Annotated in this window: 26 protein-coding genes; 14 read left to right on the top strand and 12 right to left on the bottom strand. The window is 70.5% G+C overall.

Translation table 11 applies throughout. The annotated features are described in order from the left end of the window. Window positions 1-72 precede the first annotated feature (72 nt). Window positions 73-783 carry a peptidylprolyl isomerase gene (locus tag DWB77_RS33550; protein ID WP_246033712.1) on the bottom strand — a complete coding sequence of 237 codons (711 nt, stop codon included), beginning with the start codon at window positions 781-783 and terminating at the stop codon, window positions 73-75. A 263-nt stretch (window positions 784-1046) separates the two neighbouring features. Between DWB77_RS33550 and DWB77_RS33545 the strand changes: the two genes are divergently transcribed. Then, on the top strand, window positions 1047-1436 hold the full coding sequence (locus DWB77_RS33545; RefSeq protein ID WP_162952659.1) for a hypothetical protein: 390 nt from the start codon (window positions 1047-1049) through the stop codon (window positions 1434-1436). 60 nt (window positions 1437-1496) lie between these two features. Here the strand turns inward: DWB77_RS33545 and DWB77_RS33540 are convergent, their stop codons facing one another. Next, the gene (locus tag DWB77_RS33540; protein ID WP_120726023.1) at window positions 1497-2384 is read right to left on the bottom strand and encodes a class I SAM-dependent methyltransferase; all 888 of its coding nucleotides are present in this window, start codon (window positions 2382-2384) and stop codon (window positions 1497-1499) included. Between the two features lie 165 nt (window positions 2385-2549). Here DWB77_RS33540 and DWB77_RS33535 point away from each other — a divergent pair, with 165 nt between their 5' ends. The 4 genes from DWB77_RS33535 to DWB77_RS33520 all read left to right on the top strand — a co-directional run bounded on the left by DWB77_RS33535 (window position 2550) and on the right by DWB77_RS33520 (window position 7657). Next, window positions 2550-3167, top strand: a complete 618-nt coding sequence (locus tag DWB77_RS33535) for a TetR/AcrR family transcriptional regulator (protein ID WP_120726021.1) — start codon at window positions 2550-2552, stop codon at window positions 3165-3167. Window positions 3168-3337: 170 nt separating this feature from the next. Further along, on the top strand, window positions 3338-5065 hold the full coding sequence (locus DWB77_RS33530) for a TIGR03767 family metallophosphoesterase (protein ID WP_120726019.1): 1728 nt from the start codon (window positions 3338-3340) through the stop codon (window positions 5063-5065). A gap of 664 nt (window positions 5066-5729) precedes the next feature. Continuing rightward, window positions 5730-6914, top strand: coding sequence for an alanine--tRNA ligase-related protein (locus DWB77_RS33525; protein WP_120726017.1), 1185 nt, complete (start codon window positions 5730-5732; stop codon window positions 6912-6914). A 122-nt stretch (window positions 6915-7036) separates the two neighbouring features. Next, window positions 7037-7657 (top strand): L-threonylcarbamoyladenylate synthase, encoded by a 621-nt coding sequence (locus DWB77_RS33520; protein WP_120726015.1) that lies wholly within the window; start codon window positions 7037-7039, stop codon window positions 7655-7657. A 72-nt stretch (window positions 7658-7729) separates the two neighbouring features. On the opposite strand, the gene DWB77_RS33515 is transcribed toward DWB77_RS33520, so the two are convergent. Beyond that, a complete protein-coding gene (locus DWB77_RS33515; protein ID WP_120726013.1) occupies window positions 7730-7948 on the bottom strand; it encodes a ferredoxin in 219 nt (72 codons plus the stop codon). 5 nt (window positions 7949-7953) lie between these two features. Beyond that, entirely contained in the window at window positions 7954-9129 is a 1176-nt protein-coding gene (locus tag DWB77_RS33510; protein WP_120728533.1) for a cytochrome P450, read from the bottom strand. Between the two features lie 180 nt (window positions 9130-9309). Here DWB77_RS33510 and DWB77_RS33505 point away from each other — a divergent pair, with 180 nt between their 5' ends. After that, complete coding sequence (locus DWB77_RS33505; RefSeq protein ID WP_120726012.1) at window positions 9310-9903, top strand: TetR/AcrR family transcriptional regulator; 594 nt, start codon at window positions 9310-9312, stop codon at window positions 9901-9903. Between the two features lie 170 nt (window positions 9904-10073). On the opposite strand, the gene DWB77_RS33500 is transcribed toward DWB77_RS33505, so the two are convergent. Together DWB77_RS33500 and DWB77_RS33495 are read right to left on the bottom strand one after the other, a co-directional pair. Further along, window positions 10074-10265, bottom strand: coding sequence for a ferredoxin (locus DWB77_RS33500; RefSeq protein ID WP_120728531.1), 192 nt, complete (start codon window positions 10263-10265; stop codon window positions 10074-10076). A 20-nt stretch (window positions 10266-10285) separates the two neighbouring features. After that, window positions 10286-11596 carry a cytochrome P450 gene (locus DWB77_RS33495; RefSeq protein ID WP_120728529.1) on the bottom strand — a complete coding sequence of 437 codons (1311 nt, stop codon included), beginning with the start codon at window positions 11594-11596 and terminating at the stop codon, window positions 10286-10288. A gap of 120 nt (window positions 11597-11716) precedes the next feature. On the opposite strand from DWB77_RS33495, the gene DWB77_RS33490 reads away from it, so the two are divergent. After that, window positions 11717-12511, top strand: a complete 795-nt coding sequence (locus DWB77_RS33490; protein WP_216826879.1) for a TetR/AcrR family transcriptional regulator — start codon at window positions 11717-11719, stop codon at window positions 12509-12511. A gap of 6 nt (window positions 12512-12517) precedes the next feature. On the opposite strand, the gene DWB77_RS33485 is transcribed toward DWB77_RS33490, so the two are convergent. Continuing rightward, window positions 12518-13210, bottom strand: coding sequence for a DUF305 domain-containing protein (locus tag DWB77_RS33485; RefSeq protein ID WP_120726008.1), 693 nt, complete (start codon window positions 13208-13210; stop codon window positions 12518-12520). An 844-nt stretch (window positions 13211-14054) separates the two neighbouring features. Between DWB77_RS33485 and DWB77_RS33475 the strand changes: the two genes are divergently transcribed. The 3 genes from DWB77_RS33475 (at window position 14055) to DWB77_RS38055 (ending at window position 16077) form a co-directional block, all read left to right on the top strand. Further along, complete coding sequence (locus DWB77_RS33475) at window positions 14055-14972, top strand: MurR/RpiR family transcriptional regulator (protein ID WP_246033710.1); 918 nt, start codon at window positions 14055-14057, stop codon at window positions 14970-14972. A gap of 411 nt (window positions 14973-15383) precedes the next feature. Further along, complete coding sequence (locus tag DWB77_RS33470; RefSeq protein WP_120726002.1) at window positions 15384-15788, top strand: hypothetical protein; 405 nt, start codon at window positions 15384-15386, stop codon at window positions 15786-15788. 112 nt (window positions 15789-15900) lie between these two features. After that, the gene (locus DWB77_RS38055) at window positions 15901-16077 is read left to right on the top strand and encodes a hypothetical protein (protein ID WP_162952657.1); all 177 of its coding nucleotides are present in this window, start codon (window positions 15901-15903) and stop codon (window positions 16075-16077) included. Window positions 16078-16240: 163 nt separating this feature from the next. Here the strand turns inward: DWB77_RS38055 and DWB77_RS33465 are convergent, their stop codons facing one another. Both DWB77_RS33465 and DWB77_RS33460 read right to left on the bottom strand, forming a co-directional pair. Further along, entirely contained in the window at window positions 16241-17155 is a 915-nt protein-coding gene (locus tag DWB77_RS33465) for a maleylpyruvate isomerase family mycothiol-dependent enzyme (protein ID WP_246033709.1), read from the bottom strand. 122 nt (window positions 17156-17277) lie between these two features. Continuing rightward, window positions 17278-17616 carry a thioredoxin family protein gene (locus DWB77_RS33460; RefSeq protein WP_120726000.1) on the bottom strand — a complete coding sequence of 113 codons (339 nt, stop codon included), beginning with the start codon at window positions 17614-17616 and terminating at the stop codon, window positions 17278-17280. 201 nt (window positions 17617-17817) lie between these two features. On the opposite strand from DWB77_RS33460, the gene DWB77_RS33455 reads away from it, so the two are divergent. After that, window positions 17818-18915 (top strand): hypothetical protein, encoded by a 1098-nt coding sequence (locus DWB77_RS33455; RefSeq protein ID WP_120725999.1) that lies wholly within the window; start codon window positions 17818-17820, stop codon window positions 18913-18915. Between the two features lie 118 nt (window positions 18916-19033). Here the strand turns inward: DWB77_RS33455 and DWB77_RS33450 are convergent, their stop codons facing one another. Continuing rightward, window positions 19034-19363 (bottom strand): LuxR family transcriptional regulator, encoded by a 330-nt coding sequence (locus DWB77_RS33450; RefSeq protein ID WP_120725997.1) that lies wholly within the window; start codon window positions 19361-19363, stop codon window positions 19034-19036. A 233-nt stretch (window positions 19364-19596) separates the two neighbouring features. Continuing rightward, the gene (gene bla / locus DWB77_RS33445) at window positions 19597-20397 is read right to left on the bottom strand and encodes a class A beta-lactamase (protein ID WP_216826878.1); all 801 of its coding nucleotides are present in this window, start codon (window positions 20395-20397) and stop codon (window positions 19597-19599) included. A gap of 561 nt (window positions 20398-20958) precedes the next feature. Here bla and DWB77_RS38050 point away from each other — a divergent pair. Together DWB77_RS38050 and DWB77_RS33430 are read left to right on the top strand one after the other, a co-directional pair. Continuing rightward, window positions 20959-22005, top strand: coding sequence for a trypsin-like serine peptidase (locus DWB77_RS38050; RefSeq protein WP_162952656.1), 1047 nt, complete (start codon window positions 20959-20961; stop codon window positions 22003-22005). Window positions 22006-22181: 176 nt separating this feature from the next. After that, complete coding sequence (locus DWB77_RS33430) at window positions 22182-22757, top strand: TerD family protein (RefSeq protein WP_120725989.1); 576 nt, start codon at window positions 22182-22184, stop codon at window positions 22755-22757. Window positions 22758-22879: 122 nt separating this feature from the next. Here the strand turns inward: DWB77_RS33430 and DWB77_RS38045 are convergent, their stop codons facing one another. Beyond that, window positions 22880-23302, bottom strand: a complete 423-nt coding sequence (locus tag DWB77_RS38045) for a peptidase inhibitor family I36 protein (RefSeq protein ID WP_162952655.1) — start codon at window positions 23300-23302, stop codon at window positions 22880-22882. Between the two features lie 383 nt (window positions 23303-23685). Between DWB77_RS38045 and DWB77_RS33420 the strand changes: the two genes are divergently transcribed. Continuing rightward, window positions 23686-25092, top strand: coding sequence for a lipase maturation factor family protein (locus DWB77_RS33420; RefSeq protein ID WP_120725985.1), 1407 nt, complete (start codon window positions 23686-23688; stop codon window positions 25090-25092). Window positions 25093-25121 lie beyond the last annotated feature (29 nt).

Raw genomic sequence — 25121 nt, 5'->3', positions numbered from 1 at the left:
CCGCGTGGCGCTACGGCGCCGAAGCGGGCCGATCCCCAAGAGGGGGGATCGCCCCGGCGGATCGACCCCGGGTCACCCCTTCCGGATCTGGACGTGCTTGATGTTCACGGGGAGCGTGGGGTACCCGTCGCCGGGGCCGTTCTGGTCGTCCTCGCCACCCGCCGCGATCTTCTTCAGGACGTCGAGCCCGGACGTGACGCGGCCGAAGGGCGTGTAGGCGGGCGAGAGCTTGGTGTCCTTCCAGACGAAGAAGAACTGGCTGCCGTTGGTGTTCGGGCCGGCGTTGGCCATCGCCACCGTGCCCGCCGGATAGGTCGCGCCGGTGAGGTTCTCGTCCGGGAAGGAGTACCCGGGGCCGCCGCTGCCCGTGCCGGTCGGGTCGCCGCACTGAAGGACGTAAAGCCGGGCGGTGGTGAGCCGGTGGCAGTGCGAACCGTCGAAGTAGTGCTTCTCGGCGAGGAACCGGAAGGAGTTGGTGGTGCAGGGGGCCTTGTCGGTCAGCGCCTTGAAGGTGATGGCGCCCTGGCTGGTGCGCAGCGTGGCGCTGAAGGGCCGGGCGGCCTTGACCGGGTCGAAGTCCGGTATCCCCTTGTAGTTGTCGGCGGGAACGGCCGGGGTGTAGGCGCAGGCGGCGGCCGGCTGCGCCGGGGTCGTGACGGCGGCCGGGCCTGCCGGGGTCGTGGTGCCTGCCCGCGCGGCCGGGGCCGCCGCACCCGCCTGGGTCGCCGTGACGAGCGGGAGCAGGACGGCGGCGGCGAGCAACGCGCCTTGTCTACGGAGCACTTGAGGGGCTTCCTTCCGGAGGAACGGGCGTGACATGGCCGCAACATCCTGCCCCGCCCGCCGACCCCGTATGCACCCATGGGCACCTCCGCACCCCTCGCCCCTGTACACCCCGAGGCACACCCCCGGGCGGTCGGCCACTCATCCGATCGGAACATCAACTGCCTTGAGATGTCCGGAAGTTACTCCATTCGTGTGGAACGGATCGCCGTCGCCATCGCTCCTACAGGGCGCACATCCCAAAGGGAACGAAGGGGAACAGCATGTACGTATCTGGCATGCGCAGGATGGTCTCGGCGTGCGCGATCGCGGCACTCGCCGGATCGGGGATCCTGCTCACGGCGGGCGGGGCCTCGGCGGCGGACCCGACGCCCGTCCCGGGCCCGGCCCAGCAGACTGCCCCCGCCGCGCCGACGGCGGAGCCCCAGGGCAAGGTCGTCGCCAACGGCGGCCTGTGGGTCCACCAGGAGGCGACCACCGCCTCCCAGCGGCTCAATCTGCTGCCCCAGGGCACGGTGGCCGCGCTGAAGTGCAAGAAGACCGGCCAGAACGTGGACGGCAACAAGCTCTGGTACAAGCTCGGAGCGGGCAAGCCCGGCTGGGTCAGCGCCCGCTATGTGCAGAACCTGTCGCCCGTGCCGTACTGCAAGTGAGCTGACGCGTCCGTGGTCGTCAACGGCCGTTCGTACGGCGGCCGTTGACCACCCGGCACGCTACTCCGAAGACCTCTCCGGCCGGGCCACGGCCCGCTCCGACCGGTCCGTGCGACGCCCGGTGACGAGCCAGGCGCTGGTGCGCAGCCGCACCGCCCCGTCGCTCTCGTGGGCCCGCAGGATCGCGGTGAGCCGTCGGCGGGCCCGCTCCCGACTCTCCTCGTCGACCTGGCTGAGGAGATGCCGCCCGGGGCCCGAGCCGAGCAGAAACCCGGCGGCGTCCTCGGCGTCGCGGCCCCAGATCCCGTACGCCCGAGCGGCCACCACCTCGACCTCCTCGAACCCGGCGGCCGAAAGCGTCGCGCGGGCGGCGTCCGGGTCCGCCAGGGAGAACATGCCCGGAGCGCCCGGGGTGCCGAGGCCGCCGATGGGCAGAAGGTCACGGAGCGCGGCCAGCGCCTGGAGCCATTCATTGCCTTCGGGCTCCCCCGAGCACAGGAACGCCACGCGGCCACCTGGCTTCAGTGCCCGAGCGATGTGGGTGAAGGCGGCCACGGGGTCGGCGAAGAACATCACCCCGAACCTGCTGATCGCGACGTCATAGGTGTCCGCCGGAAGCTCATGGACCTGGGCATCGCCCTGCTCGAAGCGGACGTGGGCCAGACCCTCGCGGCGGGCCGACTCCCGGGCCCGTGCCAGCATGGGCGCCGACAGGTCCAGGCCCAGCACCTCACCTCGGCAAACGCGACACCCCGCCTGCCGTGTCGTACTCCCCGATCCGCAGCCCACGTCCAGAACGCGGTCGTGCTCCCCGAGGGCCGCGGTGGTGAGCAGCAGGTCGTCGAACCCCCCGTTCACCGCGTCCCAGCGTTCCTGGTTCTGGGCCCAGTGCTCCCCTTCGTAACCGTTCCAGGACTGCGCCTGTTCGGTGTTGACGACCGTGCTCATAGGACTTCCCCCTACTGGAAACAGCACCAGGACGCCTAGAATGGGCGCCTGCCCAAACAGTATGGGCGGACACCCAAACCAACAACCCCCTTGCTTGCCAGCGGAGTTGGCGGCGCGGGTCGAGGCGTCACTCGACACCACTCACCCACTCGACCAAGGAGGCCCATGTCACCGCGTGGGGTTGCGATTCCCGATGTTCGCGAGCGGCTCTTCGACGCGGCGGTACGCGTCCTGTCCCGTGAGGGCCCGGCCGCCCTGACCAGCAGGGCCGTCACCGCCGAGGCGGGCTGCGCCAAGGGCATGCTGCACACGCACTTCGACGGGCTGGACGAGTTCGTCGCCGAGCTGGTGCTGGACCGGCTCGCCCGCTGCGCCCGGGAGGCCGCGGAGTTGCCCGGACTCGCCGGCCGCTCCACCGTCGCCGCCAACCTCGGTGAGCTCGCCCTGGCCCTGCTCACCTCGCTCGATCCCACCGTGGCGGGTCTGGCCCTGAGCCGCCCGGCCACCTCCGAGCGCATTCGCCGGGCGCTGGCGGCGGGGGCCCCGGGATTCACCGCGATCCAGGATTCGATCACGGACTACCTCGACGCGGAGGCCCGGCTCGGGCGGCTCACGGGCGACGCGGACACCTCCGCGATCGCCCTAGCCCTGGTCGGCACGCTCCACCACCTGGTGATGACCGCCTGGCCCGACGCCCCCGACCCCCGGGATCAGGCCCGACGACTGGTCGCCCTGCTCGTCGGGGCGCACACGGGCCACGTCCGGGGGACGGAGGACTCCTAGCGGGGTCGATGCACCGGGCGTGGCCGTGGGGGCGGGGGCCGCACTTTGTTTCCCCCAAGTTTCCTCCCGGCCCCTGTCTACATACGGCTACCCGCCAGTAGTGTGTGGCCGCGCGACCGTGCCCGAGGGCCGGCGCGCCATCAACTGCCAGTGTTACCAGGGGGATACCCATGCGCGGAATGAGCCGCCGTCAGTTCGTTTCCAGAATGTCCGCCGCGGCGGCGGGCGCCGCCCTGTGGTCGGCGGCGGCACAGGACCGGGCGCTGGCCGCCACCTCCGCACGGGCCGTACGGATCGGCGGGACCACCCTCGAACAGGCCGCGACCCCGGTCGGCGCCGGCGCGTACAAGCGTCTGGTGGCCGGGCCGGGCTGGCCGCTCGTGGTGCGCGGCGAGCTGGCCGCCGGAAGCACGAGCCGGGACGACCGCCGGGCCGGGCTCGCCTCCTTCGTCCAGTTCACCGATCTGCACCTGGCGGACACCGAGTCGCCGGTCCGCTTCGAGTATCTGGCCCAGTACAACGACAGCGCGCACCGCCCGCAGGAGACCCTCACCGTGCGCGGCGCCTCGTCGCTGGTCGAGCGGGTCAACTCGGTGCGCCAGGGCCCGTACACGGGACTGCCGTTCGGCATGGTGATGGCGACCGGTGACAACACCGACAACCACGAACTCATCGAGCTGGACTGGTACTTGACCGTCATGAGCGGCGGCCGCATCACCCCGAGCAGTGGTGACGTCGCGCGCTATGAGGGTGTGCAGAACTCCGGTAGCGCGGACTACTGGAACCCGGAGCTGTCCTTCCAGGACACCTACAAGGCCAAGGGCCTGCCGCAGATACCGGGCTTCCTGGCGGGGGCGGTACGCCCCTTCGACGCGCCGGGCCTCAGCGTGCCCTGGTATACGACCGTCGGCAACCACGACGACAGCATCGAGGGCAGCCTGCCCGACCTCGGCCTGCTCAACGACCTGTACACCGGTGACCGCAAGATCGAGGGCTGTGACGACGCCACGGCGGCGAAGCTCGCCTACGCCCTGCGCCACAACCCGGCCCAAGCGGCGCTGCTGCTCGCCCAGTTGCTCGGCAACGGCGGCGCCATCCGCAAGGTCACCCCGGACGAGCGCCGCCGGCCGTTCACTCCCGCCGAGTTCGCCAAGGCGCACCTCAACCCCGCGTACGCCGGTGCCGGTCCGGTCGGTCACGGCTTCACCTCGGACGCGGCGAGCAGCGGGCACCTGTACTACACGTTCCCGCTCGCGGGCGGGGTGCTCGGGATCAGCCTGGACACCACCAACCGGGCCGGATTCGCGGACGGTTCGCTCGGTACCGCGCAGCTCAAGTGGCTCGAATCCGTGCTCAAGTCGCACAGCAGCCGCTGGTACGACAGCGACGGGCATGTGGTGCGTGGAGGATCGACGGATTCGCTGATCGTTCTGTTCAGCCACCACACGAGCACCACGATGGGCAATCTGCTGCCCGACCCGTACCACCCGTTCGAGGGGCGGCACGACGGGAACGAGCTGGTCTCGCTGCTCCAGCGCTACCCGAACGTGGTGGCCTGGGTCAACGGTCACACCCACGAGAACCGGATCACCCCGCACGGCCACGCGGTCCCCGAGCGTGCCTTCTGGGAGATCAACACCGCGTCCCACATCGACTATCCGCAGCACGCGCGCATCATCGAGCTGGCCGACAACGGGGACGGCACCCTGTCCCTTTTCACCACGCTCATCGAGTCCGCGGCGCCCTACCGGACGGACTTCGCCGACACCTCCGACCGGGGCCTGGCGGCCCTGTACCGCGAGCTGTCCTACAACGACCCCTACGCCACCCCGGCCGCGCGGCTCGGCTCCTCCGCCGACCACAACACCGAGCTCCTCCTGGCCCACCCGGGCAAGTAGGCCCCGGCGCCGTCCGGCCGCTCCACGGGCGGACGGCGCGAAGGCACAACTCCCTTGGCCACAAGGCCAGTTGGCGCCCATCGGCGGCCGGGATCGCCAGCCGCGAGCGTCCAGTTTCGACCTGGACACCGCCCTCGGGCCGCTGTCATGGTGAGGGCAGAAGTCGCGAGCCGGACTCCTCGCCGGCAAGAGCCACTCCGTCCGCTCGGCCGACCACACCCCCACCCACCGCTCCCGGTGCGCAGCATCACCGGCAGGGCGGCCGTCGCGGGAGCTCCAGGCCGCCCACGCCGCCACCGGGAAGGCGCCCGGCGAGTGGGACGACGGGGTCCCTGGTACTCCCCCCACCAGGCGGCGCCCCGCCCCGCTCGCCGGGCTCACCTCGCGAAAAAACAGGTGCGGGCCCCGCTGTCCGCCCACTACCGTGGACGGCATGAAGGTCACCATCAGCAGCAGCGTCATGACCGCGCGAGCGACCAGCTCGCCGGTTGCCGCCGCCTGACCTCATTCACCTCTCCCCCGGCGACCGGAAACGGCCCGCCGGTTGGACCGTCGGATTCTCGTACGTGGCTGCCGCTCCGCGCCGCTCCCGTACCGGAGCCCCCTTCGCGTTCCGTGCTCGCGGTCCTTTTCCGGCTGCCCCACAGCCAAAGGATCCGCAGTCATGGAGACCGAGCACGTCGTCCGTACCTTCGTCGAGTACTTCGAGAGCCGGGGGCACCGGCGCATCACCGGCTCGTCGCTGTTGTCGCCGCCCGGTGACCCCGTCCTGTTCACCACCTCGGGCATGCATCCCCTCACGCCGTATCTGGAGGGGCGCCCGCACCCGCTCGGCCGACGCCTGGTGAACGTCCAACGCTGCCTGCGCACCACCGACCTGGACGAGGTCGGCGACGACAGCCATCTCACGGTCTTCGAGATGCTCGGCACCTGGCCGCTCGGGGACTACGGCAGCTCGCAGAGTCTGCGCTGGGGCCATGACCTGCTGGTCGACGGCTTCGGCGTCGATCCCGGGCTGCTGTACGCCACGGTCTTCGGCGGCGACGAACACGCCGGCCCGGACACCCAGTCCCTGCGGACCTGGCAGGAGCTGGGGGTGCCGGTCGAGTTGACCACCGAGGAGAACTGGTGGTCCAACGGGCCCACCGGCCCCTGCGGCCCGGACTCGGAAATCTTCCTCTGGACCGGTGACAACCCGCCGCACTCCACCCCGACCCGCGACGAGCGCTGGGTGGAGGTGTGGAACCACGTGATGATGCGCCACCGGCGCGGCGACGACGGCACCCTGACCCCGCTGCCCCGGCCGAACATCGACACCGGGCTCGGCCTGGAACGGCTCGCCGCCGTCCTCCAGGGCAAGCGGTCGGTCTTCGAGACCGACCTGTTCGAACCGTGGACGAGCACCGTGCCCTCGCTGTGGCCGCTGGACGAACCGTCCCTGCGTCTGGTCTGCGACCATCTGCGCTCCGCCGTCGTCGTGATCGGCGACGGAGTGCTGCCGTCCCATACCGGGCGCGGATACGTCCTGCGGCGGCTGGTGCGCCGGGTGCTCACCGCTCTGTGGCGGATCGACCCGTCCCGCACGCTCGGGGACCTCCCCGAGGAACTCGTCGGGCACACGCTGGACCACTTCGGCCAGAGCGGGGAAAGGGCCGGGATCCGCGGCGTACTCCTCGATGAGGAACTGCGCTTTGCCCGGCTCCTGGAACGGGGACGCCGCGTGCTGTCCCGGCCGCGCTTCTCCGGGCCGCTCGACGAAGACGACCTGCGCCATCTGCACGACACCCACGGGCTGCCCCGTGAGCTCGTGCTGGGGCTGCGCGCCGAGGGGCCGGGGGCCGAGTCCTGAGCTCCGACCGCCGGTCGGCGCGGCGCGCACCGAGCGCCCGTCGGCCCGCGGCCCGGGCCCGCGCGACCTCCTCACAACGGCCGAAACCGTCCTACCGCCGGCACGGACCTTAGACTCGGCGGATGGCTAAGTACTTCGACGTGCACCCCGAGAACCCTCAGCGGCGCACCATCAGCAGCGTGGCCGACAGCATCCGTTCCGGCGCGCTCGTCGCCTATCCGACGGACTCCTGCTACGCGCTCGGATGCCAGCTGGGCAGCCGTGACGGCATCAACCGGATCAGGTCGATTCGCGAGCTCGACGACCGCCACCACTTCACCCTGGTGTGCGAGAACTTCGCCCAGCTGGGCCAGTTCGTCCAGATCGACAACGACGTGTTCCGCGCCATCAAGGCGGCCACGCCCGGCAGTTACACCTTCATCCTGCCCGCCACCCGCGAAGTGCCCAAGCAGCTGCTGCATCCGAAGAAGAAGACGGTCGGCGTACGGATCCCGGATCACGCCGTGGTGCAGGCCCTGCTCGCCGAGCTCGGCGAGCCGCTCCTCTCCAGCACCCTGCTGCTCCCCGACGAGGCCGAGCCGATGACACAGGGCTGGGAGATCAAGGAGCGCCTCGACCACGTGGTGGACGCCGTACTGGACTCCGGGGACTGCGGCACCGAACCGACCACCGTCATCGACTTCTCGGGCGGCGAGCTGGAGATCGTACGCCGGGGCGCGGGCGACACCTCGCGCTTCGAGTAACGCCCGCGCCCACGGGCATCCGTCCGCCGCGACTTCGGTCACGGGCCGGGGCGCGGCTCCCGTCACCGCACGTCAGTCGCGGCGGGGGCCGATGACGCCGCTCCCGTCCTGCACGGTGATCGCCTGGGCGGGGCAGGAGTCGGCGATGTCCAGGATGCGCTCGTCCGGTTCGAGCGGGTCCGCGACCACCCGGGCGTGCTCGGCATCGAGCGCGAACACGTCGGGGGCGGCCCCGGCACACATGCCCGAGGCCAGACACAGACGCGGGTCCACCCGTACGGTCCAGGTCATGGCGCTCACCACGCGACCGGCATGACGCGCGGGCCCCGGACCAGCATCTCGGACTTCCAGGTGATGTCGCCGGCCAGTCGCAGACCGGGGAAGCGGGCGAGGAGTCCGTTCAGCGCCTCCTGGAGTTCCAGCCGGGCCAGCGGGGCGCCCAGGCAGTGGTGGACCCCGTGGCCGAAACCGAGGTGCTGGTTGCCTTCTCGGGCGATGTCGAGCACACCGGGGGCGGTGAAGCGCAGCGCGTCGCGGTTGGCGGCGCCGGTCGCGACCAGGACCGGGGTGCCGGCCCTGACCAGGGTGCCGCCCACCTCGACGTCCTCGGTGGCGTACCGCGCCTGGCCCGCCCCGCTGCCCAGCGGCACGAAGCGCAGCAGTTCCTCCACCGCGTTCGCGACGAGTTCCGGGTGCGCCCTGAGCTGGGCGAGCTGCTCGGGGTGGTCGAGGAGGGTGAGGGTGAAGTTGGGGATCTGGGATGCGGTGGTCTCGTGTCCGGCCACCAGGACCGCCACGCACAGGTCGACGAGTTCGAGCTCGGTGAGGCGGTCGCCGCCGTCGCGGGCCTCGATGAGCGCGGTCATCAGGTCGTCCTGCGGCTCCTGCCGGTGCAGGGCGATCAACTCGCCCATGTAGGCGCGCAGTTCCTCGCGGTTGGCCTCGAACTCGGCGGCGGTGAGCGAGCTCGTGGACAGCGCCGCGTCGCTCCACACACGGAAGCGCGGCCGGTCCTCCGCGGGCACCCCGAGCAGTCGGCAGATCACCGCGACCGGCAGCGGCAGCGCGTAGGCGTCCACCAGGTCGACCGGCGGGCCGGCCTCTTCCATGGCGTCGAGGAGTCCCGCCGTGAGCTCGCGGACCTGCGGGCGCAGCTTCTCCACCTGACGGACGGTGAACGCCCGCGCCACCAGCGAGCGCAGCCGGGTGTGGTCCGGCGGGTCCATCCCGAGGATCCCGCTGGCGGTGCGCCCCTCGGACTGCCGCGGCTCGTCGTGTTCGGCGCCCGCCGCCCGGCTGAAGCGCTGGTCACCGAGGACGAGCCGGGCGTCGGCATAGCGCGTGACCAGCCAAGCCGGTTCGCCGTAGGGCAGCTGGACGCGTAACAGGCCCGGCAGGGCGCGTACGCGCTCGTACTCGTCGGCGAGCTGGATCCCGTCGGAGGTGTTGAAGGGATAGCTGAGGGGTGTGATGTCGGTGCCGGTGCGCTTGTCGGGGTCGGTGTCCGTGTACCTGTCGGTGTCAGTGTCGGCTGTTGTCACTGCGGCCTCCCGGATGTAAGCAGCTGCTTACAACGGTAGGGACGACCCCAGGGGCGGTCAACGGCGCATTGTGGCCGTTATCCTGACGGGCCGTCTGAGAGGACCGACCCCATGCCAGAAGACTCCGAATCGTCCGCCGGTGAGCGCCGCCGCGATGCCGGAGCCACCCGCCGGCGGCTGCTCGACGCGGCCCGGGACCTGTTCGCGGAACGCGGCTACGAAGGGGCGACGGTCCGCGAGATCGCCGAGCGGGCGGGCGTCAACCAGGCTTTGCTGTTCCGGTACTTCGGGTCCAAGCAGGGGCTGTTGACGGAGGTCGTGGCAGAAGGCGGTCTGGAACGCTTCCGGGCCACGCCCCCCGAGGAGCTCTTCGAGACCGCACTCCGCTCAATGCTGACGAGCAGCGCGGAGGGCGCGGACCGCACCCTGGAGGTCTACTTGCGCTCCATCGGGCGCGGCGACGAGGCGACCGGGACCCTGCGGGAGCTGGGTGAGCGGTACCAGCGCGCCCTGGCCGAGCTCTCCGGGGCCAAGGACGGCGCGCTGCGCGCGGACCTGGCCATGGCCTGGCTGCTCGGCATCGGCCTCATGCGCACGGTCGTGGCGCGCGAGCCGCTGGCCAGCGCGGACCCGGACACCGTCTGCCGGCTGGTGGTGGGCACGGTCGACCACCTCTGGTCCACGCCGGAGCGGGAAGCGCCGTAGGTGTCAACTGGCCTGTTTGCCGGGCTGGTTGACTTCTCGTCATGTTCAGGTGGGTGCGGCGCGGGAGGGGCGGGGCCCTCGCCGGGGGCCGGAACGTTGTCGATCTCCGGCCCCCGGATGGGGCGGGGGTCATTCCTCGATCCGTACCGCGCCGTACGGGGCGGCGGGGGTCAATCCTCGATCCGTACGGCGCCTGACGGGCAGAGGCCGCCGGCCTGGCGGCCGGCCGGGCGCTGGGACGGCTCGGGCTCGGGCGTGAGCACGTCGACGAGGCCGTCGTCGTCCTGGTCGAAGACGCCGGGCGCGGTCAGTGCGCACGATCCGGCGCCGACGCAGACGTCACGGTCGGCGGACACCCGCAGGGGCCTTCCTTCCTCGCCGGTCACCAGGTGACCGGCAGCTCGTTGACGCCCTGGATCGTCGTGCCCGGACGCAGGGTGAGCCGCTCCACGGGGACGGCGAGGCGCAAGGTCGGGATACGGTCGAACAAGGCGGTGAGGATGACTTCGAGTTCCAGGCGGGCCAGGTTCTGGCCGAGGCACTGATGCACCCCGAAGCCGAAGGACAGATGGTGGCGTGCCGTACGGTGCACATCGAGGGAGTCAGGGTCCTCGAAGACCGAACCGTCCCGATTGGCAAGGGAGTTGACGACCAGCACACCCTCGCCCGCGCGGATGTGCTGCCCGTCGATCTCGATGTCCGCCGTGGCCACGCGACCGCCCGCGATGTCGGCGATCGCGAGGTAGCGCAGGAGTTCTTCGACGGCGTTGGGCACCAGCGTCGGATCGGCCCTCAGGGCGGCGTGCTGATCGGGGTGTTCCAGCAGGGTGATCACGCCGAGCGAGGTCATCGAGGCGGTGGTCTCGTGACCGGCGACGAGCAGTAGCAGGGCGGTCGAGACCAGTTCCTCGCGGTCGATCTCTCCGGCGGCCAACTGCCGTGCCACCAGGGCGTTCAGGAGGCCGGGGCCCGGCTCCGTCCGCATCCTCGTGATGAGGCCGTCCAGGTAGTGGTTCAGGTCGTCGCGAGCGGCGATCGCGGCGCTCGCGTCCGCCGACTGCACCAAGCGCCTGCTCGCGTCCTGGAAGAAGTCGTGGGCCGCGTACGGGACGCCGAGCAGTTCGCAGATCACCATGGAGGGGACGGGCAGAGCGAACTGGGCGACCAAGTCGGCGGGCGGCCCTCCGGCGAGCATCTCGTCGATGAAACCGTGCACGATGCGCTCGACGTCCGGCCGCATGCTCTTGATCCGCTTCACGGTGAACTCGCTGATCATCATGCGTCGGCGGGTGCCGTGCTCGGGCGGGTCCATGCCGATGAACGACGGGCGACCGTCGCGGAAGGCCTTGAACCGGGGGATTGTGGCCGGGAATTGGTCGTGGGTGCGGTCGGAGGACAACCGGGGATCGGCGAGTAACTTACGCGCGGCCTCGTGCTTGGTCACCACCCAGGCCCGTCGGCCGTCGAAGAGGGTCACGGCGCGCAGGGCGCCGGGATTGTCGCGTAACTCGCTGTAGAGCTGCGGCAGTTGGTAGGGGCAGGTGCGGTCGGCCGGGAAGGCGGGAGCCTCGCCCGTCTGCAACGACGCGGCGGTGTCGGTCGCTTCGGTCGCTTCGGCCGTATTGGTCGCTTCGGTCGCTTCGGCCGTATTGGTCGCTTCGGCCGTATTGGTCGCTTCGGTCGTATGGGTCATCGAATCCATCGGATCCCTCGAAACCTCAGACGTAAAGAACGGACTGTTCTCTAATTGGGAGGCTAGGCTGCCCTCTTGGAGAGCGCAACGGCCCCTGTCGGACACACTCGGGAGGCATGGGTGCCCAACAGCACCGGCCCGGCCACCGAACCACCCCTTGACCACCGCAAAGGTCCCCGGCGCCGTGGCGAGGAGCTGGAAAGCGCCATTTTGCGGGCGACCCTGGATGAGCTCACCGAGGTGGGCTACTCCGCGCTGACCATGGAGCGGGTGGCCGCCCGCGCCCGTACCGGTAAGGCCGCCGTCTACCGGCGCTGGCCCAGCCGGGCCCAACTGGTGCTTGATGCCTGCAAGTTGGGCGACCTGTCCGCCGTCGACCTGCCCGACACCGGTCGACTCCGCAGCGATGTGCTGGCCCTGCTGCGGCACATGGCGGCCATCATGGCCAGCCCGCTCGGCGACATCATGCGCGGGCTCCTCGGGGAGATGTCCCGCGATCCCGAACTGGCCGAACTGATCCGGGAGCGGGTCCACGCCGTCCGTCCGTCGACGGTCCACGTCATCCTGGAACGGGCCGTCGAGCGCGGGGAGATCGAGCGGTGGGTCCTCACGTCGCGCCGGGCCACGGTCGCGACCGACCTGCTGCGCAATCAGTTCCTGCTGTTCGGCGCGCCCGTGGCGGACGACGTCATCGTGGACATCGTCGACGACGTCTACCTGCCGCTGGTCCTGAGTCCGGCACCTGTCTTGACCCGGGGCCCGGACCCTGCGCCCGCCCCGGCCCTTGGCGCCGGCGTTGGCGTTGGTCCCGGCGCGGGCGCGGGGCCGGCGGGGCCGGGTCCCGGAAACGGGGTCCGGAGACGGGGTCCGGCGGCGGGGTCCGGCGGGCGGGACGGTCGCCGGACCCCGTCGTGATTCCGGTCAGCGCAGGCGGTCGACCATCTTGTTCATCTGCTCGATCTCGGCGTTCTGTGCCGCGATGACGTTACCGGCGAGCTTCTTCGCCTCGGCGTTGCTGCCGTTCTTCTGCTCGTCCTTGGCCATGGTGACCGCGCCTTGGTGGTGGCCGATCATCAGCTGGGCGAACTTCTTGTCGAAGTCCTTGCCCTTGGCGGACTTGAGGGCGCTCATGTCCTGGTCGGACATCATCCCGGCCATGCCGGACGAACCGTGGTGCATCCCCGGCATGTCCCCCATCGACGAGGAGGGGGCGGGCAGCGGCTTGCCCCAGGACTTGAGCCAGCCCCGCATGGTGGCGATCTCCGGGTCCTGGGCCTTCTCGATCGCCGTGGCCAGGGTCTTGACCTCGGAGTCGGCGGCCCGGCCGTCGGCGAGGCGTGCCATTTCGATCGCCTGCTGGTGGTGCGGGATCATCTGCTGGGCGAACGCCACGTCGGCGTCGTTGAACGTGCCGGTGGCGGACGGAGCGCCCGAGGACGCGGCGCTGCTCGCGCCATGGTTCATGGTCGGGGTGGCCGAGTCGTCGGACCGCGATCCGCCGGAGGATCCGCAGGCCGCCAGCGTGAGGGTGAGGGCGACGGCGGTACTGACGGCCGCGAGGGAGTGGCGGCGGGTAGCCGACGTCGAGGCAGCGGCAGTGTGGGCAACAGACATGTGTGGGTTCTTTCCATGGAGGCGCACCCCTTCCGGGCGCGCGCGAACGGGCGGGACACTTCGCCGACCCGGCCGCCGGAGGGCCGAGTCGGGGCGCCCGTCACGTCCGCGCGATGCACACCTCTAGGAGCAGCTGTCTACCGGCACGAGGGGGACCGCGCCGGGCCACGTCGCGCAGCGCCGCACGACGACCCGCGAGCCCCCATACGACGACAACCACCAGGCCGAGGACGGCGAACAACCCGGCTGCGGTCAGCGGCAGGCGATCCCTGGCGGGGGTGGACACACAGCGTTCGCCCCCCATGGAGGAGACGACAGGGCCGGCGTGCACCAGACCCCGCTCGCCCCGCATATCGGCATGACCCATATTCATGGGTGCACTCATGGGACTCATGGGCGCGCTCATGGGTTCCGCAACCGTCGTCTCGCCGTGGCAGCCCGCGGCGGCACTCGCCGGAGCACCATGCATGGCGAACAGCCCGAACAGGACGGCACACAGCACGAGGAGGCGGGAGAGTCCCGCCCCACACGTCCGCCTACGGTCCACGCTCGCCCTCGGCCTTCTCTCACGCGTACGACCCGGATGGTTCCTAGACTCGTCCGACTTGCACGGTTCCTACGCCTTGTGTGCTCGGGCCCGACCATACCCCCACCGGGTTTGTTGCGGGCGACCGCGCCTCGGCATGGCGAGCTTGCGCCGTTCGTTCGCCTACGGCGTTTCGGGCCGCGTTCCCGAACCCGCTGACCACACCGAAGTAGCCAGGTCAGTGGTGGAATTTGGGTTGGTCCGCCACAAGGGTGAGCTATGTTTTGAGCACACATGGCACGAGAAGGAGGCCGTCCGGTGTCTTCGGGGCAGCAGGTACGCGCCCAGTCGGCCGCGATCACGCCGAGCGGGGAGCCCTCGGACCACGAGCGTTTGCCGGCCGACCGGGTCCGGGCGCTGTTCGACGGTCATCGCCTCTCCCCCGGGCAGCGGCGCATCGCCCAGTACCTCATCGATCACCTCACCGACGCCGTCTTCCTCTCGATCACCGAGCTCGCCGAGCGGGTGGGCGTCAGCCAGCCGTCGGTGACCCGGTTCGCCACCTCCCTCGGGTACAGCGGCTATCCGGCGCTGCGTGACGTCCTCCAGCCGATCGCCCTGAGCGCGGTCGCGGCCACTCCCGAGGGCCGAGAGGCGAGCCGCCACAACGAGCTCCAGGCGGCGGTGGACGCCGAGATCGAGAACCTGGAACATGTGCGCCGGCTGGTCGCCAACACCACCCAAGTCCTGGAGATCGGCCGCGAACTGGCCGCCTCGGTGCCGCTGACCGTCCTCGGGCTGCGAATCTCCGTCTCGCTCGCGGAGTACTTCGCGTACGCGGCCCGGCGCATCCACCCCGATGTGCGACTGGTGACGCGCGGCGGAAGCGTCGCCTATGACGCGTTGCTCCAGTCCCGTTCGGCGGGCGGCACCTGGGTGCTGGCCTTCGCCATGCCCCGGCACGCCAAGGAGACGCTGGCCGCGATGCGCACCGCTCGCAGCGCCGGACTCCGGATCGCACTGATCACGGACACCACGCTCGGCCCGCTCGTCGACGAGGCCGATGTCGCCCTGGCCGCGGGCACCGGGTCTCGCCTGGTGTTCGACTCGTACGCGGCGCCGAGCGTTCTGGCCGCCGCGCTGCTCCAGGCCATGGCCGACGCGGATCCGGAGCGGACCCAGGCGCGGCTGGAGGAGTACGAGCAGGCCGCCGACAAGCACGGCTTCTTCCTCTAGGGCTCGTCCCAGCGCGGCCCGGACACCCGTCGGCCCCATTACCCCGTCTGACCTGCCCATGAGCGGGTCGGGCGGCTTTCCCGTTTCCTCCGTGGGGGCCGGATTCGTCCGGTCGATCGCGCAAGATCTTCACACCGTAACAGCGTATGAATTTTTTCATACCCTTGTTTACTCAACGGTATATATGTTTACTGAGCCGTGGCGGCCATCGATCTCCCCCATGCCAAGGAGAGCGACCCCAGTCCCTCTGCGAACGGACCGCCGGCGTGGCGCCCCCTCCTCACGTCGCGCCGGCTGTCCGATCCAGGCTGTTGGATCCGATGGAACGCCCATGGCGGCCTCGGCTAACCCCTGAGCCGGGGCCGCCCCCACCTCTCGGTCAAAGTTCGACAACCATCGGAAGCGACGAGAATGTCCCCTACGGCCCCCACCACCACGCTCAGCCCGGACTGGCCCTGCCAGGTCAAACCACCCGGGACTCGTGACTGGGAGCGCACCGCCACCCGTTGGCTGCGCGACCTGCTGCCGGCCCGCTACGCCGGCTACTCACCCCTGATCCGGCACCACGTCCTGTTGGCCCGGCACGCACAGATCCAGGTGCAGCACGAGATCCGCGCCGTGCGCGTCGCCCTCCAGACCAGCCGCGCCGAACTACCTCCCCTGGGTGTGGCACCGGCCGTCATCGAGAACACCATCAGGATGTACGCGATGGAACTCGAACAGCTGGGCCGACTGGCCCGGGGAATCCGCCTCATCATGGAGGCGCTGACCGACGAAGGCCCCACCCCGCGCAGGACCTCCGTACAGCGAAGGTGACGCGGACGGCAGCGCCCGGCGGGGCGCCCGTGGGCCGGAATGCGATCTATCGGGGTGCGTGCGAGCGTGGAGGTGGCTCAACCTCCGACCTGCCCAGCAGGGGGCGACCACAATGAGTAAGAAACAGACCCGCCAGAACCGGGGAGCGCGCACCGGCGGCCACGACCGGAGCGCCACCCCCGAGGCCACGGAGCAGACGAAGACCTCCACGGCGCCGACCACATCTCAGGCGGCCCATCCTGCTCCGGAGGTCTCCCACAAGCGGTCACCGAAGTTCGGTCACAACTAGCCACTGAATCGGCGTTGTTATAGAGAGCTGCTGGAGCGGCCATAGGGAGCCGACACATATGCGGCCACCCCACTGCCCCAACTACTCGCCCCGTGCGAGCAGTTGGGGCTCCCCCGTCCTCGCCCTGGCACCGTGACACTGTGACACCCTGACCGTTACACCGTCAGAACTCGGAGTTGTCCGCCCAGCGCTTAAGCAGGTCCTCGTCGCCTGAGGTCGCGAAGGCATCGGCGCTGTGGTCGAGGCGTCCGTACATGAGCAGGAGCAGATCGGCGGCGCCACCTTCGACGGTCGCGTCCGCCGTCTCCGTACCCCCCGAACCGTCCGTCAGGTACGGGTCGAGGCCGAAGCCGTCGGGGCGCAGACGGACCAGCCAGTCACCGGCCCGGTCGGCGCACCGGAACCGGATCGTTTCGCCGTGCCCGCGCAGGTGGGCGGTCTTGGGGGCGAAGGAGACGGCGAACGGCAGGTTGACCAGGAACTCGTCCACTCCGTCGGCGGCGAGTGCGGGGTCGATCTCGGGCCGAAGGCCCAGGGCGAGTTCGGCGTCGACGCGGTGCATCAGCGTCTCGAACAGCATCCGCCGCATCCAGAACCGGGCGTGGGGATCGGCGCCCCACACCCACATGGGGGCATCCGGATCGATGTCGGCGAACGCGTGGCGTGCCACCTGTGCGGAGCTGGTCAGCCAAGCGGGGTAGCCGTCGTCGCCGGCCGGCAGTTCAAGTGCGGCGTCGCGGCTCAGCGGCCGCTCCTGAACGCGCTCCCGCAGCAGCCAGGAGAACATGCGCTGCACGCTCCCGGTGTGCCGGATCAGGTCGACGAGGCTCCAGCCGGGACAGCTCGGTACCGGTGTCGCCAGGTCCGCACCCTCGACGACGGCCACGAATCGCGCGGTCTCCGCCAGCACCGCGTCGCAGTGGGTCGCCGGGGCGGACGCCCAGCGCGACCCATACGAACCGGGCCCCTCCCCGGTCCCACCCCTGGCCACGCCTCCGGCCTCGTTTCCGGTCTCGTTTCCGGCCCCGTTGTTGTCCTCACCCATGTTGTCCTCGCCCATGTCGACACCCCTGCCCATGTGGTTGCGTCCTGAAGTGGTCCCTGTGACCTCTGTCCGGGATCAGTCTGCGCTGCGGCTCGGTCCCTCGTGGCCCCGGGCTCCACCCCCGATGCGGGGAGGTCCAGATGACGCGGGGAGGTTCAGAGGTTGCTGTCCAGGAACGTCTGCAACGCGGGTCCGTCCATGACACCCGTCTCCGAGGCCGCCACCTCCCCCGCTTTGAGAAGGACGACCGTGGGAGCGCCCGTGACGCCGTAGCGCCGCACGGGTTCCGGGCAGCGGGTCATATCGACCTTGACGGCGGTGAGACGCCCCGCGTATCGCTCGGCCGCCTCGCTCACGACGGCGTCCATCTTCTTGCACGCGTCGACGGCCTTGGGCCAGGTTCCGACGAAGAGGACCAGCACCGGGCCGTCGGCCACGGTGAGGATGAAATCGAACTCCTCGTTCTCCAGCGGTTGGTGAACCCTGCGGGCCATGTTGCTGCTCCTCGTGTTCCGATCCGTACGCCGACGACCGCGACGAGCAGTACTCCGCTCGGCACCGCCACTCCATGATGACCTCCCTCCGCGACCTGCGGTGACGCGCATGCCCGGCCGTCCGGCGAGGTGCGCCGCGTGGGGGCCGAGCGGGCGGATACTGGCGGCGTTTCCGTACCCCGCGCGTCCGAGGAGCCGGTCATGGTCCTGCCTGCCCCGTCCCACCAGCGTCCGTCCGGAACCCTGGCCCGTCGTTCGGTGCTGCTCGGGGCGGCGGCCTGGTGTGTGGGGGCCACCGGGTGCTCGGGCGGGACGGCGTCGCCGCCGCCGGGCACCACGTCGTCCGCGTTCGGCTCGCGGACGCCGGGCGCCGCGACCTCCTCCGCCCCGGGCTCTGCGGCGACCACCAGTACCCCCTCCGCCTCCGACGCATCGGCTTCCGCGAGCCCCGGCGGCGCGCTCCCCCGGGCTCGGCAGTGGCATCCAGGCCCGGGCGAGATCCAGCCCGAGGTCAAGCTCGCGGCGGTGCGGCTCGTCGAGGCGCTCGGTACGTGGTCCCCGGGGCAGGGCACCGAGCGTGCCGCCGCCGGCCGGGTCGCGGCGCTGGGCATCTCCGCTGCGTCGGCGGCCCAACTGGCAGCGCAGGCAGGTTCGTTGAGACCCTCTGCGGATGCGGCGGTGGTCCGGGTGATCGATGCCCAGTACGGCGGGATCCTGTCCGACACGGCGAGCGTGCTGGTCGTCTGCGACCAGCCCACCCTGATGGGTGCCGCCGTCCGGCCCGGTGGCACCACCGTCGACGTACGGCTCGGCCGCACCTCCGACGGCTGGGAGGTCACCGACCTGCACCCGGCGGCCCCGGGCCCCGCCGTGGCACTGGGGCCGACGGCGCGGGAGGTTCTCGCCCAGTCCCGGATCGAGCTGCCACCCGCCTCGGTCGCCGACATCCGCAGCGGCGCCGTGCACGACAGTGTGCTGCGCGCGATGCTCCAACTGGCGGGCACTTACCGGCTGTCGGTCAGCGTGGTGCGCTCCGGGCATCCGATGGACGTGTTCGGCACCGATCGCCCCAGCGACCACCCACTGGGCCGGGCTTTCGATGTGTGGCGCATCGACGGCCACGCCGTCGTCGACCCGGCGACCTCCCGCACCCTGATCACCGCGTTCATGCGGGCGGCGGCCGCAGCGGGGTCGTACAACGTCGGCGGCCCGGTCCAGCTCACGGGCGGCGCCACGACGAACCAGTTCTTCTCCGACGACACACATCACGACCACGTACATGTGGGCTTCACCGCGTGACGGGGCGACGGGCTTCGCCGTCAGGGCCGTTGTAGGTGCTCCACACAACACCGCCGGCGCCAACACGGTTTCCCCACCTGTACGCGAGAGTCCCGGACGCGCCTTCAGGCAGTCGTCGTCAGGACATCGCCACGGTCAGCAGGAACGCCGAGTCCTCCAGGGCTTCCACCGTGTGGGGCGTGGCGGGCACCGCCAGGAGGTCTCCGTGCCGGCCCTCCCAGGTGTCCGCCCCCGCGACGAGCCGGATCCGTCCCGTCCACACCAGCAGCGTGGCCTCGCCCCCGTGGTCGTGTTCGCCGAGTGTGTTCCCCTCGATCAGTGCCATGACCGTCTGCCGCAGTGCGCGCTCATGCCCGCCGATCACCGTGGTCGCGCTGCGTCCCGCCTCGGCGGTGCGGGCGGCGTTGAGCTGGGCGCGGACGATTGCTTCCAGGGAGAACTTCTCCATGCCGTGGTCTCACTTCCCTCTGCGAACGTGTCCCGGGAGTGCCGTGCCGCGCGGGCCGCAGCACCATGGGGGTGTACCACGCCGACCCTGACAGAACCATGTGGCGGCGGCACGCCAGGACGCGCCGGAAGGCGGCGGTTCGGGCCGGGATCGGTGGGAACCGTCGCCGCCCGCCACCGGCAACCGATCCGCCGCCCCACCATTTCCTGTACCGCCCGACGCCGGTCCACGTGTCAGGGCGCCTCGGTCCCGAGGCCGTGGGCCAGGGCCGACGCGGTCTGGGCGATCACCGCGTTGTCCACGGCGGCGTCGGCCGTCGTGTGGTTGGTGTAGATCGCGAGGATCACGGGGTGGCCCGACTTCGGCCAGGCCACGGCGATGTCATGGGCGGACCCATAGGCGTCGGTGGTGCCGGTCTTGTCACCCACCGTCCAGTCCTGGGGCAGGCCGGCCCGGATGCGTTCGCCGCCGGTGACGGTGGCCCGCAGCCAACTGTTCAGGCGATCCCGGTCGGCCGGAACGAGGGCGCTGCCCAGCGAGGTCCACGCGAGATCGCGGCCCATGGCGGCGGGGGTCGTGGTGTCACGCCGCTCGCCGGGCTTCCAGTCGTTCAACTCCGGCTCCCAGCGGTCGAGTCGGGAGATGGGGTCGCCGAGCGAGCGGTAGTAGTGGGTCATGCCCAGAGGGCCGCCGATCTGGTGGAGCAGGAGATTTCCGGCGGTGTTGTCGCTCCGGGTGATGGCCGCGTGGCAGAGGTCAGCGACCGTCATTCCCTTCTCGCCCTGTCCGGCGGTGACGGGCGAATTGGCGACCTCCTCGCCCGCCTTCCAATGGACGACCCTCTCCATCAGCCCGGGCTCCACATGGCGCGCCTTGTCGAGGACGGCCGCGCACACCATGGCCTTGAAGGTGGACAGGGAGGGGAACGTCTCGTGACCCCGGTAGCTGACGGCCCGTCCGGTCACCGTGTCGACGGCGTACGCGCCGATGCGTACATCGTGGGCCGCTTCCAGACGCCTCAGCTCGTCCGCCACACCTTGTGTGTCACCTACATGTGTGCCACCTCCATGTGTGCTACCCCCATGGAGCGACCCCGGCGCCGTTGAGGTGGTGACGGTCGGCCGGTCGTGGGCCTCGGCCGCCTGCGCGGTGGAAGCGGTGCCGGTGGTGAGCACCGTGAGGGCGATGAGTGCCGCGGACCAGGTCGTGCGGGAGCGGCGCGGGAACGCAAGGTGTGTCGTGTTGTCTCGCATGGCCCCAGCAGAACAGCCGGGGCCCACCGCCGTCCAAGACCCCTGCGGGGAACATGGTCATAGCGAACTGCCTATGGCGCCTGCTCGGAGGAGGTGCAGCCCGGGTGGGAGTCCACCACATGTGGCCACCACATAGGACCCCACAGGGCCCACATAGGGCCGGTCAACATAGGGCGGGGAAGGGGCTTCGCCGTGTGGTGTGTTCGCCCGTGGTGCCCAAGGCCCGCGTCCATCAGCCGTTTTCCCTTCCCGTCGCCGCGCCCGGCGGCCAGGCGTGCTTCTGCGCCCCACCGCGATCGCCGTATGGTGAGGCGTCAGATATGTCTCCGTAGAGGGGAATTGATGGTGCCCAGGACCAGGATCTTCCGACATGCCGTCGGCTTCGGGGCCGCCCTCCTGCTGTCCGGCGGCCTGAGTCCGACGGCGTACGCCGCAGGCACCCCCACGGCCCCCAGATCGGACGCGGCCGGGCTCGGCGCCTACTGGACCGCCGCTCGGTTGACGGCCGCCCGGCCCGCCGACGCCAGCGCCAGCGTCGGCACCGGCACCGGCACCGGCACCGGCACCGGCACCGGCAAAGCCACGGGCAGAGGTACGCATGACACCCCGGGGGCAACCGACGCCTCCCCCAGCGGGGACGGCCCGCGCCCGGGTGAGTCCATCCCCCCGAGCCGGAGCTTCGACGGCATCCCGCAAGCGGGCACCTTCTTCTGGACGGACGCCTCGGGAGATGGACGCACCTGTAGCGGTTCCGTGGTCCGCAGCCCCGGCCGGGATCTGGTGCTGAGTGCCGGGCACTGCCTGAAGGGATACTCGGGCGACTCTCCCCGGCGTCACCTGGGGTTCGTGCCGCAATACCACGACGGGCTCACACCGTTCGGCATCTTTCCCGTGCGGGACAACGGCGTGTACGTCTCGCAGGAGTACTACGACCGGGGTGAACACGCGGGCGCCGCCTATGACTTCGGGTTCGCGGTCACCGAACCCAACGAGGACGGACAGCGGCTGGAGGACGCGGTCGGCGGGGTGCATCTGCTGACCGGGTCTGGGTACTCCCACTCCTCGGTGCGCATGATCGGCTATCCCGGCGGCGCGCAGAAGCCGCTGGAGTGCCGGAGCCGGACCACCAAGTGGGTCAGCGACGATCCGGTGGACCCCGGCGTCTTCGAACGGGTCGCCTGCGACGGGTTCGTGGGCGGCACCAGTGGCGGGCCCATGCTGGTGCCGTGGTCGGGCGGCGGATGGGCGGTCGTCGGAGTCATCGGCGGCTATCACACGGGCGGCAACACCTCGCAGATCTCGTACAGCGCGTACTTCGACACGGCCACTAAGGCGTTGTACGACGCCGCGACCACCGGCGCCCCTCCGGCCGGCCCGGATCCCCGTTGACCATGGTGGTCTCCACGCACTGAGGCGCACGTGTTCCGCGACGGTGCGGTCGGCCACTGCCGGCCGCACCGCAACGATGGCGAACCCACTTCAAGGATTGCGCAATCGTGGAACCGTAGCCGCGTGCCGGGCGTTGTATTCCGACGACGGAACCGGCACAACCACGGAGGAACGACATGGGCGTGAGCCTGGGCAAGGGCGGAAATGTCTCGCTGAGCAAGGAAGCTCCCGGCCTTGCGGCCGTCACGGTGGGCCTGGGCTGGGACGTGCGCACCACCACCGGCACGGACCACGACCTCGACGCCAGCGCGCTGCTGTGCAACGAGAGCGGCAGGGTGCTCTCCGACAGCCACTTCGTCTTCTACAACAACCTGACCAGCCCGGACGGTTCGGTGCGCCACACCGGTGACAACCTCACCGGTGAGGGCGAGGGGGACGACGAGACGATCCACATCGACCTCACCACCGTCCCGGGGCCCGTCGCGAAGATCGTCTTTCCGGTCTCCATCCACGACGCGCAGGCCCGGGGCCAGAACTTCGGCCAGGTGCGCAACGCCTACATCCGCGTCATCAACCAGTCGGGCGGTGCCGAACTGGCCCGCTACGACCTCAGCGAGGACGCCTCGACCGAGACCGCGATGGTGTTCGGGGAGCTCTACCGGCACGGCGCCGAGTGGAAGTTCCGCGCCGTCGGCCAGGGTTACGCCTCGGGGCTGGCCGGCATCGCCTCGGACTACGGCGTCAACGTCTGATCCAGGGCGCGCACTTGGGGCCAACACGGTGCGGGGCGACAGCGGCACCCGCACCGTGTTGGCGGCGCGTCAGCACGTCAGGATGCGTGCACGTCGGCGGGTCGGTCCGTGGGCTCGTCCCGTCAGCACGCCTTGACGTGCCAGGCCGGAGCGAAGTTGTAATTGCCGTTGTACCAGTTGTTGTCGGGGTCGGTGTCGGTGTCGGTGTCGGTGTCGGGGTCGGTGTCGGTGTCGGTGTCGACCAGCGTGTTGTAGTTGCGGTCCTGGATCAGGGCGTGGGCGCCGCCGGTGTTGTCGTTGATCCAGGAACCCACGCCGTCCCAGTTGTTGAGGTGGTATTCGACGCAGTGGTACATCCGGAACATGGTTCCGGTGTAGTTCGCGCCGGTGTAGATGCAGAAATAGCCGGGTGTGCAGCCTTCGTTCGGGCTGATGCCCGCGACCCCGGACACACTGGCGCCGTTGTTGTCGTGCGGTCCGGCGGAGACGACGCCGGAGGCGGCGGCGACGAATCGGCGAGGGGCATATCGGCTGTCCCGAAACAACCGATCGGAGCTTTTCTCCGGAATCCCCGGGAGATCGTTGACGTCCGCCATCGGCACGGCGCCTGCGGACGGGGCCGCGTTGTTCTGTCGTACGGGGAGACTGGGAAAAGGGGGAGATGGGGGAAGGGAAAGGAGGCGCGGGTGCGGCGGAATCGGCTGTGCGAAACGGCCAGCTCCATCCGGACCGTCGCGGCGGTGCTGGCGTGATGCCCACCTCGGGCCGCCGGGCATTGTCCGATCATCACGGTTGTCGCGCGAGCGGGTGACGCCGCCGTCGGCCGCCTCGCCTGACACCGCGATCCCGGCTACGAAGAAATCGCACGCTCTCCCCCGCCGCCCGCCATCCACACCCACCGCCCACTCCCCCTTGGAGGCGCCCCGCCATGGAGTGGTTCTCGTCGTCGGCGTACTGGCTCGGCCGACTGGTGTTCCAGCGCTCGCTCGCCGCCGTCTATGTGGTGGCGTTCACTGCGGCGGCCCTACAGTTCCGGGCACTCATCGGGGAGCGAGGGATGCTGCCCGTGCCCGAGTTCGTGCGGCGCGTGCCCTTCCGCGCGGCGCCGAGCCTGTTCCAACTGCGGTACTCCGACCGGCTGTTCGCGGTGTGCGCCTGGGCCGGTGCGCTGCTTGCCGCAGCCGTCGTGGCGGGCGCCGCCGACGCCGTGCCGCTGTGGGCGGCGATGGGACTCTGGGCGGTGCTGTGGGCGCTGTATCTGTCGATCGTCAACGTGGGCCAGACCTGGTACGGCTTCGGCTGGGAGTCGCTGCTCCTGGAGACCGGGTTCCTCGCCGTCTTCCTGGGGAACGACGAGGTCGCCCCGCCGGTGGTCCTGCTGTGGCTGCTCCGCTGGGTGCTGTTCCGCGTGGAGTTCGGCGCCGGACTCATCAAGATGCGCGGCGACGCGTGCTGGCGCGACCTGACCTGCCTGTACTACCACCATGAGACCCAGCCGATGCCCGGCCCGCTCAGCTGGTTCTTCCACCATCTGCCCAAGCCCGTCCACCGGGTGGAGGTCGCGGCCAACCACTTCGTCCAACTCGTCGTGCCCGTCGCCCTGTTCACGCCTCAGCCGGTGGCGAGCGTCGCCGCTTCCCTGATCATCTGCACCCAGTTGTGGCTGGTGCTTTCGGGGAACTTCGCCTGGCTCAACTGGCTGACCATCGTCCTCGCCGCCTCCGCCCTGGACGGCTCACTCGTGGCCACTCCTCCGTCGCTGCCGAGCCCCGCGCTCTGGTACCGGATCGTGGTCCTCATCGTCGCCGCGCTGATCCTGGCCCTCAGCTATCGGCCGGCCCGCAATCTCCTCTCCCGGGGACAGCGGATGAACACGACGTACGAGCCGCTGCATCTGGTGAACTCCTACGGGGCCTTCGGGAGCGTCACACGCATCCGGCACGAGGTCGTCATCGAGGGAACGGCGGACGCGCACATCACGGAGTCGACGGTCTGGCGGGAGTACGAATTCCACGGAAAGCCGGGCGATGTGCGGCGCCTGCCACGGCAGTTCGCGCCCTACCATCTGCGCCTCGACTGGCTTCTCTGGTTTCTCGCGCTCTCGCCGTCCTACGGCTATTCCTGGTTCAGTGCCTTCGTCGAACGGCTCCTGGACCACGACCGGGACACGCTGCGTCTGGTGCGGCACAATCCGTTCCCCGACGCTCCGCCGGTCTTCATTCGCGCCCGCGTCTGGCGCTACCGCTTCACCACGTGGCACGAACTGCGCACGACGGGGGCATGGTGGCACCGGGAGGCGCCGCGCGAATTCCTTCCGCCGACGACCCTGCGCTGACACCCGCCCCCGTCAGTCCGCGCGGGCCG

The sequence above is a fragment of the Streptomyces hundungensis genome (genome assembly GCF_003627815.1).
Lineage (GTDB): Bacteria > Actinomycetota > Actinomycetes > Streptomycetales > Streptomycetaceae > Streptomyces > Streptomyces hundungensis_A.
The sequence above is the reverse complement of the archived record's forward strand: the minus strand, read 5'-3'. Positions and strand labels throughout refer to the sequence as shown.

Coding starts and splice junctions, on each gene's coding strand:
- DWB77_RS33530 (WP_120726019.1), top strand. CDS start 3,338: ATGCGCGGAATGAGCCGCCGTCAGTTCGTTTCCAGAATGTCCGCCGCG.
- DWB77_RS33545 (WP_162952659.1), top strand. CDS start 1,047: ATGTACGTATCTGGCATGCGCAGGATGGTCTCGGCGTGCGCGATCGCG.
- DWB77_RS33515 (WP_120726013.1), bottom strand. CDS start 7,948: ATGACCTGGACCGTACGGGTGGACCCGCGTCTGTGTCTGGCCTCGGGC.
- DWB77_RS33535 (WP_120726021.1), top strand. CDS start 2,550: ATGTCACCGCGTGGGGTTGCGATTCCCGATGTTCGCGAGCGGCTCTTC.
- DWB77_RS33520 (WP_120726015.1), top strand. CDS start 7,037: ATGGCTAAGTACTTCGACGTGCACCCCGAGAACCCTCAGCGGCGCACC.
- DWB77_RS38055 (WP_162952657.1), top strand. CDS start 15,901: ATGAGTAAGAAACAGACCCGCCAGAACCGGGGAGCGCGCACCGGCGGC.
- DWB77_RS33430 (WP_120725989.1), top strand. CDS start 22,182: ATGGGCGTGAGCCTGGGCAAGGGCGGAAATGTCTCGCTGAGCAAGGAA.
- DWB77_RS33450 (WP_120725997.1), bottom strand. CDS start 19,363: ATGGAGAAGTTCTCCCTGGAAGCAATCGTCCGCGCCCAGCTCAACGCC.
- DWB77_RS33540 (WP_120726023.1), bottom strand. CDS start 2,384: ATGAGCACGGTCGTCAACACCGAACAGGCGCAGTCCTGGAACGGTTAC.
- DWB77_RS33485 (WP_120726008.1), bottom strand. CDS start 13,210: ATGTCTGTTGCCCACACTGCCGCTGCCTCGACGTCGGCTACCCGCCGC.
- DWB77_RS33505 (WP_120726012.1), top strand. CDS start 9,310: ATGCCAGAAGACTCCGAATCGTCCGCCGGTGAGCGCCGCCGCGATGCC.
- DWB77_RS33525 (WP_120726017.1), top strand. CDS start 5,730: ATGGAGACCGAGCACGTCGTCCGTACCTTCGTCGAGTACTTCGAGAGC.
- DWB77_RS33495 (WP_120728529.1), bottom strand. CDS start 11,596: ATGACCCATACGACCGAAGCGACCAATACGGCCGAAGCGACCAATACG.
- DWB77_RS38050 (WP_162952656.1), top strand. CDS start 20,959: ATGGTGCCCAGGACCAGGATCTTCCGACATGCCGTCGGCTTCGGGGCC.
- DWB77_RS33455 (WP_120725999.1), top strand. CDS start 17,818: ATGGTCCTGCCTGCCCCGTCCCACCAGCGTCCGTCCGGAACCCTGGCC.
- DWB77_RS33420 (WP_120725985.1), top strand. CDS start 23,686: ATGGAGTGGTTCTCGTCGTCGGCGTACTGGCTCGGCCGACTGGTGTTC.
- DWB77_RS33470 (WP_120726002.1), top strand. CDS start 15,384: ATGTCCCCTACGGCCCCCACCACCACGCTCAGCCCGGACTGGCCCTGC.
- DWB77_RS33460 (WP_120726000.1), bottom strand. CDS start 17,616: ATGGCCCGCAGGGTTCACCAACCGCTGGAGAACGAGGAGTTCGATTTC.
- DWB77_RS33465 (WP_246033709.1), bottom strand. CDS start 17,155: ATGGGCAGGGGTGTCGACATGGGCGAGGACAACATGGGTGAGGACAAC.